The sequence below is a fragment of the Mycobacterium sp. TH-M82 genome, assembly GCF_057473605.1.
The window spans coordinates 1-12,492 of record NZ_JBYCKY010000182.1 but is presented as its reverse complement, the minus strand read 5'-3'; the positions used below and the strand labels follow the sequence as shown (position 1 = coordinate 12,492).

Below are 12,492 nucleotides of genomic sequence, written 5' to 3'. Positions count from 1 at the left end.
TCCTGCATGTCGCGGCCCTCGATTCTGACACCGGGCCGTCGATGCGGTCGCTGCTGCGGATGCAACACCGAGTCTTGGGCGGAACCCGACGACTCTTCCGCGCCGCGGTCGCCGCCGAACTGCGCAGACCCATCTGGGTGGTCACCCGAGGCGCGCAACGAGTCACCGACGCCGACGCCGTTTCACCGGACCAGAGTTGTCTGTGGGGATTCGGTCGGGCCGCCTCGCTGGAGCATCCGCAAGTTTGGGGCGGGCTGGCGGATCTGGGTGAAGGCACCGCCGACGAATGGTCGCGGTTGATCGACCAGGTCGCGACGGAACCGCGCCGCGAAGATCAGAGCGCGCTGCGCGATCAAGCGGTGGACCTGCCCCGGCTGGTTCGACAGGCCAGGCAGCCAAGCACGGCGCCGTTGGCGCTGCGTGATGACGCAACGTATTTGGTGACCGGAGGGCTGGGGGCGGTCGGGCTTGAGATCGCAGGATACCTGGCCGCCCACGGCGCCCGGCATCTGGTGCTGGCCGGCCGGCGCTCGCCGGGCGATGCCGCACAACAGCGCATCGCCACGTTGAGCGAACAGCACAATTGTCAATTCCGATTGTTCGCCACCGATGTCGCCGATGCGCACGACGTCGCGCGCCTGTTGGCCGCCGTGCAGGCCGAACTTCCGCCGTTGGCCGGCATCGTCCATGCTGCAGGCGAGATCGGTACCACCCCGCTGAGCACCCTGGACGATGCCGAAGTGGATCGGGTTTTCGCCGGGAAAGTCTGGGGTGCCTGGCATTTGAGTGAAGCAGCCAGCGAACTGCAGCTGGATTTCTTCCTCAGTACCTCCTCGATAGCCTCAGTTTGGGGAGGATTCGGCCAGAGCGCCTATGGCGCGGCTAACGCCTTCCTCGACGGTCTGACTTGGCGGCTGCGCGAGCAGGGCGTCCCCGGTATCAGCGTCAATTTCGGTCCGTGGTCGACGGGCATGGCCGACGAGGAGGCTCGTGTGCGACTGGATAAGCGCGGGATCCGAACGTTGTCACCGGCCGATGCCCTGGCCGGTGTGGCCGACCTCATGACGGCTTCCGCGCAGAGCTCAGTACCGGGCCCCGTCCAAGGAATAGTGGCCCGGGTCGACTGGACCCGCTTCCTGCCGCTCTACCAGCAGGCGGGCCGGCGCGCATTCCTGGCGGAGCTGCAGCGCGAGGTGCCCGGTGCGGTGCCGGCACCAACGGCATCCGGGAAGACCGAGCTGGTCGAGCGGCTCACAGGCGCTCCGGTGCAGCAGCGCAGGAAGCTTCTGGCAGATTACCTTCGCGACGCGGTAGCAGAGGTGACGCGCGTCGATAGTGCGGAAATCCGCGAGGACGCGGGATTCTTCGATCTCGGCATGGATTCGCTGATGGCCGTCGAATTGCGGCGCCGCATCGAGCAAGGCGTGGGTACCGAGATACCGGCGACCCTGGCGATGGATTACCCACGTCTGTCCGACGTGGTTGATTACCTGCTCGGCGACGTGCTCGACCTCGGCGAGCAGGCGGCGGCCAAGTCAGTGCCCGCGCCGGTGTCAGCAGTGACGACGTGCACCGATGAGCCGATTGCGATCGTCGCGGTGTCATGCCGTTTCCCCGGTGCGCCCGATCCAGAAGCGTTCTGGGAGATATTGTCCGGCGGTATCGATGCGATCCGGGAAGTCCCGGAAGACCGATTCGACATCGACGAGTTCTACGACCCGGATCCAGAGACCCCGGGCAAGATTTACAGCCGCTTGGGCGGATTCATCGACGGAATCGACGGATTCGATCCGGAATTCTTCGGGATCTCCCCGCGAGAAGCGGTGTGGATCGAGCCTCAGCAGCGGCTGATGCTCGAAACGGTTTGGGAGGGTTTGGAAAGGGCTGGGTACGCGCCGTCCGCGTTGCGCGGCAGCCGGACCGGCGTCTTCGTGGGGGTGGCTGCCAACGAGTATGCGCATCTGCTGTCGTCGGAGTCGATGGACAAAATCGAGCCCCACTTCATCACCGGCAATGCGCTCAATGCCATTTCCGGCCGAGTTGCCTTCGCGCTCGGTCTCGAAGGCCCGGCAGTGGCGGTCGATACCGCATGCAGCTCGTCGTTGGTGGCCGTCCATCAGGCCTGCCAGGCATTGCGCTTCGGCGACTGCGATCTGGCGTTGGCCGGTGGAGTGAACGTCTTGCTGAGTCCGGTAACCGTTATCGCCGCCTCACGTGCCAGGATGCTGTCCCCCGCCGGGCGATGCAAGACCTTTGACGCCTCCGCAGACGGCTACGTACGCAGTGAAGGCTGCGGAGTTCTGGTGCTCAAGAGGCTGAGCGATGCGGTGCGCGAAGGCGACCGGATTGCCGCGACCATACCGGGCAGCGCCGTCAACCAAGACGGCGCCTCCAGCGGTTTGACGGTGCCCAACGGTGGTGCACAACAACGACTTATCGGCACAGCACTGGCTCGCGCTGGTTTGGTTGGCGGAGACGTCGACTACCTCGAGGCGCACGGGACGGGTACCCCGCTGGGTGATCCGATCGAGGTACAGGCAGCCGGCGCCGTTTATGGCGCCGGCCGTGACACGGACCGGCCGTTGCTGATGGGATCGGTGAAGACCAACATCGGTCATCTCGAGTCGGCGTCAGGGGCCGCCGGTCTGATCAAGGTGGTGTTGTCGCTGCAGCACCAAGTGCTGCCGCAGAGCCTGCACTTTGACAAACCGTCACCGCACATCCCGTGGGACTCGTTGCCGGTTCGCGTCGTGGACACGGCGATCCCGTGGCACACCAACGGCAGACCGCGGCGCGCCGGTGTAAGCTCCTTCGGATTCACCGGCACGAACGCACACGTGCTGATCGAGGAGGCGCCGGCTCAACCGGCAAGCGACCTCGCGGTGGCGCAGGAGTCGGACCGCCCAGATGAGTCGGTCAATGTGCTGGCGCTGTCGGCGCGGTCACCGCAGGCGCTGGTGGCGTTGGCGCAGCGTTACCGAACCTGGTTGAACACGCACCCGGACGTCGACATCACTGACGTGTGTTTCACTGCCGGAGTAGGGCGTTCGCATTTCGAACACCGGGCTGCGCTGGTCGTGGATTCGGTCCATAGCGCCACTGAGGTCCTGGCCGAGTTGGCCGAGAACCGGCTGCGTCCCGGTGTGCTGCGCGGCGAGTGCGCTGACCGGCCAACGACGGCGTGGCTGTTCACCGGGCAGGGCAGCCAGCATCCGGGGATGGCGCGTGAACTGTTCCAGGCAGAGCCGGTTTTCGCAGAAACAGTGACACGTTGCGCGGACGCGGTCAGTCAGATACTGCCGCGCCCGTTGCTGGAGGTGCTGTTCGCCCCCGACAGGCGCACCGGTGGCGAAGGCGCGACCGGGGAAGCACTGCGGCATACATCGTTTGCCCAGCCGGCGCTCTTCGCCGTCGAGATGGGCCTGGCCCGGCTGTGGCAGTCGTGGGGCGTCGAGCCCGATGTGGTGCTGGGGCACAGCGTAGGTCAGTACGCGGCGGCCTGTGTGGCCGGGGTTTTCAGCCTTGAGGACGGGGCACGGCTGATGGCCGAGCGCGGCAGGCTGTTCGGCAGCCTGCCCGAGGGTGGCCGAATGGTCGCCGTGTTCACCGACGCCAAGCACATCGAGGCAGTCGCCAAGGAATCGCCCCGGGTGTCAGTTGCCGCCTACAACGGCCCCAACACGGTGCTCTCGGGTCCGGGAGAGGATCTAGAACAGCTAGTCGCCAAATTTGGCGATGACGGAATCCGCTGCAGTTGGTTGAAGACCAGCCACGCCTTCCACTCGGAACTGCTGGAGCCGGTACTCGCCGAATTCGAGTCTTACGCAGCACGGTTGCAGTTCGCTGTGCCGACGTTGCCCTTGGTCTGCAACCGCACCGGTACCGTGCTGATGGCGGATGCCTCACTGGACGCCCAATATTGGCGGCGGCATTCCCGCCAGCCGGTGCAGTTCGCCGAAAGCGTGCGCACCGTGGCGGGGCTGGGGTGTTCGGTGTTGATGGAGATCGGCCCGCAACCGGTTCTGACCGGGACTGCGGTGCAGGTCTGGCCGGAACATTTGACCGCCCCGCGCGCGATTGTTTCACTACGAAAGGGTGTCGGTGACCGGCGTCAGATTACCGAAGCGCTGGCCGCGGCCTATGTCAGCGGCCATCGGCCAAAGTTCGCTGCGTTGCGTCAGCAACCTCGCCGCAGACTCGAACTGCCCACCTATCCGTTCCAGCGCCGTCGCTTCTGGCCGAAGACTTCCGGTATCGCCGTCGATGGCACCGCGGTATCCGGCATCCTGGGTAGCGCCAAAGATCTCGCCTCTGGCGACTCCGTATACACCAGCAAGCTATCGGTGAAATCGCAGCCGTGGCTTTGCGACCACGTCATCTATGGCGCCGTCGTCGTTCCGGGCGCCACGTACGCGGCGATGGCGCTGGCCGCCGTTGGACCTCCGGCGCGGGTGCAAGATGTCTTCTTCTATGAACCGATCATTCTGGGCGACAAAGACTCCCGAGAGGTACAGCTGACCTTGCATCCGATCGAGGACGCCGGTGGCTGGAGCTTCCGGGTACACAGCCGCCCATACGGTGTTAACGATGCCGTATGGGCGTTGAACGCCGATGGCACGGTTACCTCTGGTGTCGACGAGGAGCCGGTATCCGACCCGGCGGATCCCGTCGACACGGCTATCGAGCGGATGCAACGCATGCGGCCGCAGGAGCTGTTCGACACCTTCGCCGGCATGGAGCTGACGTGGGGACCTAACTGGTCCGGTTCCCTGAAGTCGCTGTGGCTCGGCGAGGGCGAGGCGATCGGCGATATCACCGTCGGCGAAGAACTCGCCGAACAGCTCGCAACAGAGCCGATGCACCCGGTGCTGCTCGACCTGTGCACCGGTGTGGCCTTCCCGGCGTTCCCGGCACTCCTTGCGGCCGAACAGGGAGTAGACGATCTGTTCTTGCCGTTGCGGTACGGGCAAGTCACGCTGCGGGAGAAGATGCCTCGGCGGTTTTATTGCCGCGCCAGGTGGCACACCAGCGCCCTGGACGCCGAGACTCAGGTTTTCGACCTTGATTTCGTCGATCGGGACAGCCGCTATCTGGGTGGGATTCGCGAGTTCACGGTCAAACGAGCGCCTCGAGAAGCGTTGTTGCGCGGACTCGGCGGCGATGCCACCCGGCTGCTGTACAGCCTCGGCTGGCACGAGGTGCCGTCTCCGCCGTCGATCGATGGCATCGGAAACGTCGCTGGAACATGGCTGGTTTCCGGATTCGAAGAGCTGGCGGCCGAACTGCCGGGCTGCCTCTCCTTTGACCAGACCGCGAGTCTAGAGCCCATGGGGCAGCTGGTGGCACGGGCCCACGAGCGCGGTATGCCGTTCGCCGGCATCGTCGTGCGCAGCACCGGGTCGAGTAAAGAAGAGTCGAGCGCTGAATCTGCTGCGCGGCTGGAGAACGAGATCGCCCACCTGCTCAGCATCGTGCACACCGTGCAGGGCGATGGGTCGATGAAACTTCCCGGCGGGCTGTGGATCATCACCGAGCGGGCGGTGGCGACGGAATCCGGCGAGCCGGTCGACCCGGTGCAAGCGGCGCTGTGGGGACTCGGGCGCACCATCGTCAACGAGGAGCCGGCCCTGCGCTGCAAGCTGGTCGATTACGACGGATCGCAGAAAGCCGTGCACGCGCTGACCACCCTGCTGGCCACACCGATCGACGAACCCGAACTCGCACTACGACAAGGCAAATTCCTGGCATCCCGACTACTGCCATGGGCGCGCAGCGGTCATCTCACGTTACCGCGCGCAACCGACTACGTCCTAGCGCCCTCTGAACGCGGTGCGATCGACAACCTGCGTCTGGCCGAAGCGGAAGTGCCGCCACCGGATGCGGGCTATGTGCAGATCCGGGTTGAGGCAGCCGGTTTGAACTTCCGGGACGTGCTCAATGTGCTGGGTCTCTACCCTGGCGACCCTGGCCCGATCGGCGGTGACTTCTCCGGTGTCGTCACGCTGTTAGGAGACGGCGTCACCGGACTCGAAGTCGGCCAGCGCGTCTTCGGCTTCATGCAGGGTGCGTTCGCCAGCCGGTTCAATGTGCCGGTCCAGTTGCTGGCGCCGGTGCCTGACGCGCTCAGCGCGGTCGCGGCGGCGAGCATTCCCGCTGCGGCACTCACGGCCCGGCTGGCGTTCGACTGGGCGCAGCTGAAGCCCGGTGACCGTGTGCTCATTCACGCCGCCAGCGGCGGGGTCGGGTTGGCCGCCGTCCAGATGGCGCAGCAGCACGGTGCGATCGTCTTCGCCACCGCCAGTGCCTACAAACGCGCGACACTGCGCAAGCTGGGTGTGGAATACGTCTACGACTCGCGGAGCACGGATTTCGCCGACCAAATCCTCGCCGACACCGACGGAGCCGGCGTCGACGTGGTACTCAACAGCCTGACCAATGAGGGGTTCGTCGAAGCGACCGTCCGGGCCACCGCCCAGAATGGCCGATTCGCCGAGATCGCCAAACGCGACATCTGGACACGCGAACAGATGGCGGCGGCTCGTCCCGATATCGCCTATGAGATCGTTGCGCTGGACGCGACTACCGTAGAAGACCCCGAGCAAATTCGTGGCCTCCTGGCGCAGGTATCGGACGGGTTGGCCAGCGGCGAATGGGCACCTCTGCCTGTCGAGATCTACCCGTTGACAGAGGCGAAGACGGCGTTTCGCCGTATGCAGCAAGCGCGGCATATCGGGAAGATCGTGCTGCAAATCCCGAACCGACTGCAGCCGCGGGGTGATCGGAGCTATCTGGTCACCGGTGGACTCGGTGCAATCGGCCTGCACACGGCGTCGTATTTAGCCCAACTCGGTGCCGGTGACATCGTGTTGACCAGCCGGCGCGCGCCCGATGCGGACGTACAACGCGCGATCGATGGCATCACTGAGCGCTACCGGTGCCGCATCCACACCTTCGCCGCCGATGTCGGCAACGAGACCGAGGTGGCAAAGCTGCTGGACCGGATCCGGACGGAGCTGCCGCCGCTCGCGGGAGTGGCACATCTGGCGGGGGTGCTGGACGACGCTCTGCTGTCACAGCAGAGCCTGGAGCATTTCCGGACGACGTTGGCGCCCAAGGCGTTCGGTGCCTGCCATTTGGATCGGTTGACGAAAAACGACGATCTCGACTTCTTCGTCGTGTCCTCTTCGGTGTCCAGCATGCTCGGTCCACCCGGCCAAGCCAACTACTCGACCGCCAATGCGCTGCTCGACGGGCTGGTCGCGCAACGCAGGGCGCGGGGCTTGCCGGCGACCGGCATCAACTTTGGCCCCTGGGCGAAGGGTGGCATGGCCTCGTCGGAGGCCGCGCGCACCAATCTCGGGGCGCAGGGCCTGATTCCGCTGGAACCCTCGGCTGCCCTCAGCGGGCTCGCCGAGGCTGTCGCCAACGGAACCGCGCAGGCAACCGTCATCAAGGCCAACTGGCAGCGTGCCGCAAAGGTGCTGGGCAGTTCTCGTCCGCCGATTCTGGACCTCGTGTTGCCGAGCGCGATCGGAGAGGCAACCGGCGACAGTGAGTTGCTCCGGCAACTACAGGAGATACCGGTGGCGCAGCGTGCAAGCCTCATCACCGAATTCCTGCAGCGCGAAGTTCAGGGTTTCCTGCGGCTCGCGCAGCCGCCCCCCGCGACCAGCCGGTTCTTGGACCTCGGTACGGATTCGCTGATGGCCGTCGAGCTCCGCAACCGGTTGCACAGCCAGTTCGGTGGAGCGTTGACGATCAATGTGACCGCGGTATTCGACTATCCGACGATCGGGTCACTCGCTGAGTACCTTGCCGATCAGCTGTCGTTAAAAACCCGCGACGCCGACCGCGAGCAGGACGCCGCCGACCGCAGCCAGCAGGACGGCGACCTCGACGCGACGACGTGACCGGATCCAATTGTGCACGGCGGCCATCGAGGTACGCGTTGCGTGTGGCGCGACGACATATGCGAGGAGCGGAATCTCGACGGCGCCAAACGACACGATATGGAATATCACTAAGGCCCCGACTTGCGTGACGGCCGCTGCACCAGACGCCAAAATGACTGCGAGCGTCGCCAGATAGTCCACCGACGGCAACGCCATCCCCATGCCAGCCGCTCCCGCCACCCATAACGAACGGCCCTTCAGCAGTCGTCGGGCCTGCGTCGTCAACGTTCTTGGGCGCGAACCGAGCCACCCGGTGACGTCCTTGGCTGCCAATACGCCAGCAACCAACAGCGCCACCGCACCAATGAAAATTTGAACCTTGGGCAAAGTGAAGTAGGTAGATCCCAGCAGTCTGCGACGAAAGACGAACAGGACAGCCAAGCCCACAGTCATCCCCATCACGAAGCCGCCGCATAAGAATGCCGGCAATTGCAGCATCGGCTTCGGCCTATTCAACATGAGGACCGCCATCGCGATCCGGAACGGTTCGAGGCTCACGGCAAAACCCATCACCACGACGGTGGTCAGCATCGGCAAGGTTTGGTTGCGGGTGCGCCGGCCCACCTGGGCGACACCACTGTGGCCACGTCAGGCTCTCGTTCTGCAGTTCGCGTCGTGGGGTACGCGCACGGCAATCATGCCCACGAGCCCTGCTGTTAAAACCACACACAGTCCACCCAGCCCGGCCCGGTCGGAGCTGAATAGGTCGACAAAGGTGAAGAACATCCAGGGCGCCAAAAATGATGCGGCGCGCCCGGTCGTGGTGTAGAGGCCGAAGGCCACGCCTTCCTTGCCCTCGGCGGACATCCGCAGCATCAGCGCTCGGGCGGAGGCCAGGATGGGGCCGACGAATAGGCCCAACAGGAGCCCGCAGATCCAGAACGCCAGCGCCCCGGCGAGAGCCAGCAGGACCAGTCCGATCACGATCATGGCGGCAAGCGAGCCAATGATGACGGGCTTAGCGCCCAAGCGGTCAGCGAGCAGACCGCCGGCCACCGCACCGATCGCGGCCACAGTGCTGGCACACACCCCGAACACGAGCACGTCGGCCTGCGATACCTCGTACACCGTGACACCGAGCACTGCGCCGAACGCAAAGATACCCGTTAGCCCATCTCTGAAAATCGCACTGGCCACCAGGTAGTAGACGACGTTATGGTCGCGTTGCCACTCCCCCTTCACTTCGTGCCACAGCGCGCGGTAGGCGCTGCGGAGTCCGACAGCCGGGCGGGGACCGATGGATGGCGGGGTGCGCACGAAAAGCAGCAACGGGCACGCGAACAGAGCCAACCACGCGGCGGTCACCAACATCGCCACCCGTATGTACTGGCCGTGGGCCACCGCGAGGCTGAGCAGGCCTCGGGTGTCACCTTCGCCCTGGATGAACCCGATATAGAGGATCAGCAGCAGCAGTACACTTCCGAAATATCCTGCAGCCGAACCAATTCCAGAGATCCGGCCCGAGTTCTGCGCTGTGGAGATCTGGCTCAACACGGCGTTGAACGGCACCGTCGCCAGGTCGCTGCACGCCGCGGTACAAGCCAGCAGAACAAGACCTGGCCCCAGGTAATGGTAGTCGGCATCGATGAAACTCATCGCCGATGTCGTCGCGACGACCAGGCCGGTGAGCACCGCGAGTGCGGTACGGCGGCGGCGGGGAGCGTCGACCCAGATCCCGGTCGGCGGCGCCAGTAACGCGACGAATAGCCCTGCATACATCAGCGCCCTGCCAAGCCAGCTCGCGGGTGTCGTGGCACTGGGCAGCCCCGCACCGACCTGCCCGGTGAGGTAAACGGAGAAGACGAAAGTCAGGACGACGGCGTTCACACCTGTCGCGCCGCAATCCCATAGCGCCCAAGCCACTACCGGGGATCGCGGGGCGCTATGAGATTCGACCGCGTGGCTGCTCATGGCCGCATTCATGTATTCCACATCGACTCGGTGGCGTCCCGGGAGCGGTGTCAAAGTAGCTTGACGTAGGTGCCGCTCGTTGATGTTCGTGATTCTATGCGATACCGGTAGAATCGGCTGATGCCACACCGGGTTCGGTGTATCGCTCCGGATTCCGTTGTGCAAGCTCGGACGTACCCCAGAGCGCTTGGCCGGCGGTGACTTTCAAACTCAGCGATCGAGGCTGTCCGACGCGATCACGGGTCGCGCGTCACGGGAAGATGCTGGACAGGTCGCCGGCAACCGTCGTGGCCTGAGAGATGATGGTGAAGAGCTCGAAACCGCCGGCCATTTGGATCAGGTAGGTGTCCGTCGCGATCGGCTGACCGACAGCCTCAAGGAAGTTGCCTGCCTTAAGGCCCTCCGTGAAGAGGGTGATGTCATAGGCGGGCATCGCGGTGAACACCGCATTGATGACATCCGCCGTCGGCAGTAAAGTGGCGTAGGCCGCCGACGCCGCCCCCGACAGTGCGTTGACCACCTTCATGAACTCGTCGGTGATGCCGGTGGGCGACAGCGCCGAAAGCAGATCCGCCGGGGAGGCGGCGCTCGACAACCCCGTCGTCAGGTCGGCCAGCATGCCCGACACCGCCGCCGACGGGTCCGCCATGAACGACGCTGCACCCGAGGTGACGACGTGCGTGAAGTCGGTGATGCCCGCCTGGGTCCCCGACACCAGCAGGCCGGGCACCTTCTCCAGGTCGGCAAGGCTGGGGAACAGCCCGAACTGGGTCGGCACGTTCGCCGGCCCCTGCGACCAGCCATAGTCCGGGTCGCCGTAGCCCAAGTTGACCAGCACCTCCAGGTCCGGCTGGAGCAGATCGGCCAGCGGGTTGCCCACCACGGGGATCGCGCGCAGCGGATCCAGCAGCGGAAGGTCCTGGGTGGGCATCATGTAGTAATGGGTCATCGTCTCGCCGGTGGTCGGCAACGGAATAGCGCTGGCAAGCTGCTGGGGTGTGACTTCCGTGGAGTATGTCGGGTGCACGTATTGAATGCCGGCGATGGAGTTGAGGTCGCACAGGGCATCGATCGGGTATTGGCAGACGTCGGCGAAGCCGTCGTATTCCAGCGTGTAAATGGTGGTGGGGTACAGGTCGGAGGGTGTCGCACCGTTGAACGTGATCCCCAGGCTGGAGGTGGTGAAGCCGTCCGCGCGCTCGAAGAGGCCCCCGTTGGGGAGATTGGGATCACCGGTCAGCACGAAGGACACTTTGTCGCTCGGCACATTCTGGGCCGCGAGCTCGCTCATTGTCATGCTGGCGACCGTCGAACTCTGGGACTGACCCTTCATGACCACGTCGTCGCCCGCGGCGACCTGCTGTCGGATCATGTTGTCGAGAATCTCAGTGCCCTGGGCTTCCGAGGTGTTCAGAGGCAAGCTCTTGACGCCGGTGTAGAGCGCGTAATTCCCCGCCGGATAAAACACCGGTTCTGGTGTGTAGTTGGGAAAGTCCGGCTTGACGAAAACATCGAAAACGTGCTCGACGTAGCTGTCGGAAGGTATCGGGGTGCCGCTACCGGCCATGATGTCGGCGACGCCGGTCTCGCTGTCCACGAGCTTTACCCCGCGCGCCTGCACGTCGGGCGCCGGTGGCGCAACCGGGGCTACCGCTATGCAGCTGCCGCCCACGGTGGCGATGACAGCGCTGACGTAGGGGCCAAGTGCACGCCGCATACCTTGTCCTTATCTGTGTTGGGTCCCAGGTGGGGCTGGAAAATCCGGTTATTTCGTTCTTTTGATGCCATTTCGGCCGACTCTACCTCTTGGACAGACGCGGGGTCGCAATCGACGCCCGGCAGCGTCATCGGGAAGTGACTGTGACGACCATTAGAACATGATGGTTTCTTTTAGACAAGAGTGTTCCGCGGTGTCGCATTTCTGTGGGAGGATCTTCTCTGACGCTGTATGGGGCTGGGATCTGCCGTTCCGGGGCGCAACGCCCGTGTCCCGCTGACGTTTTGGACTCGATAAGGGTTCACGCTACTTCCGCTGTTTCCATAGACTTCAGAGCCCAGAAACCTCCGTGAAACTTCCGCGGTGCAAGATGGGCCGATAGTCGCACCGCCCAACGAAGATTGGTTCTTTCGATGGACAGACCAGAAAACACCAGGTTGCAACAAGTAGCTCACGACCTGCAGGGATTCGCGACGGAAGTCCATACGTTGGGTTACTCGTCGTGTGTAGTCTCCGGGGCTGAGCACCAGTTCCTCGAGCTGTCGGAGCGCATGATCCGACGTGCCGACGCCCTAGCCCGGGCCGTCGCTACAGCCCAAAGTGCCTAACCGCGCCTGACCACGCCGCTGCGACCGGCATCGACTCGCTGCGACGTCACGGTACCGGGAGCCGGTCCATGGTGAACTCGGTGGCGGGCATACCCCAGGACGCTGGCTTGCCGCCAGTTCGGAAGTACATCTCTTTGAACGCCATCTTCATCGCCCACGGCGTGTAGCCCATCTTGAAGACGCTGGTCTTGCCTCCGTACCAGGTGTCGGAGTGGATGTAGAAGCCCTTGTGGCTGCCCATGTCGCCGAAGCAGATGATCTCGGGGCGATAGGGTTCACCCACCTTGGTCCGATCGAGGCTGCC

Annotated in this window: 5 protein-coding genes; 1 reads left to right on the top strand and 4 read right to left on the bottom strand. The window is 64.5% G+C overall.

The window, feature by feature from the left end; all coding sequences use genetic code 11:
- A partial coding sequence (locus AC2VON_RS05495; RefSeq protein ID WP_486952030.1) for an SDR family NAD(P)-dependent oxidoreductase occupies nt 1-7,910 on the top strand: 7,910 nt, incomplete at its 5' end.
- Here the strand turns inward: AC2VON_RS05495 and AC2VON_RS05490 are convergent.
- From AC2VON_RS05490 to AC2VON_RS05475, 4 genes are all read right to left on the bottom strand, one after another.
- The gene (locus AC2VON_RS05490) at nt 7,830-8,483 is read right to left on the bottom strand and encodes a GAP family protein (protein ID WP_486952029.1); all 654 of its coding nucleotides are present in this window, start codon (nt 8,481-8,483) and stop codon (nt 7,830-7,832) included. The genes AC2VON_RS05495 and AC2VON_RS05490 overlap by 81 nt on opposite strands.
- Before the next feature lie 57 nt (nt 8,484-8,540).
- Nucleotides 8,541-9,863, bottom strand: a complete 1,323-nt coding sequence (locus tag AC2VON_RS05485) for an MFS transporter (protein ID WP_486952028.1) — start codon at nt 9,861-9,863, stop codon at nt 8,541-8,543.
- Nucleotides 9,864-10,113: 250 nt separating this feature from the next.
- A complete protein-coding gene (locus AC2VON_RS05480) occupies nt 10,114-11,580 on the bottom strand; it encodes a PE-PPE domain-containing protein (protein ID WP_486952027.1) in 1,467 nt (488 codons plus the stop codon).
- A 654-nt stretch (nt 11,581-12,234) separates the two neighbouring features.
- A partial coding sequence (locus AC2VON_RS05475; RefSeq protein ID WP_486952026.1) for a hypothetical protein occupies nt 12,235-12,492 on the bottom strand: 258 nt, incomplete at its 5' end.

Bases quoted from the DNA above. Each gene is read 5' to 3' on its own strand.
- AC2VON_RS05490 (WP_486952029.1), bottom strand. From the start codon at position 8,483: ATGCTGACCACCGTCGTGGTGATGGGTTTTGCCGTGAGCCTCGAACCG.
- AC2VON_RS05485 (WP_486952028.1), bottom strand. From the start codon at position 9,863: ATGAGCAGCCACGCGGTCGAATCTCATAGCGCCCCGCGATCCCCGGTA.
- AC2VON_RS05480 (WP_486952027.1), bottom strand. From the start codon at position 11,580: ATGCGGCGTGCACTTGGCCCCTACGTCAGCGCTGTCATCGCCACCGTG.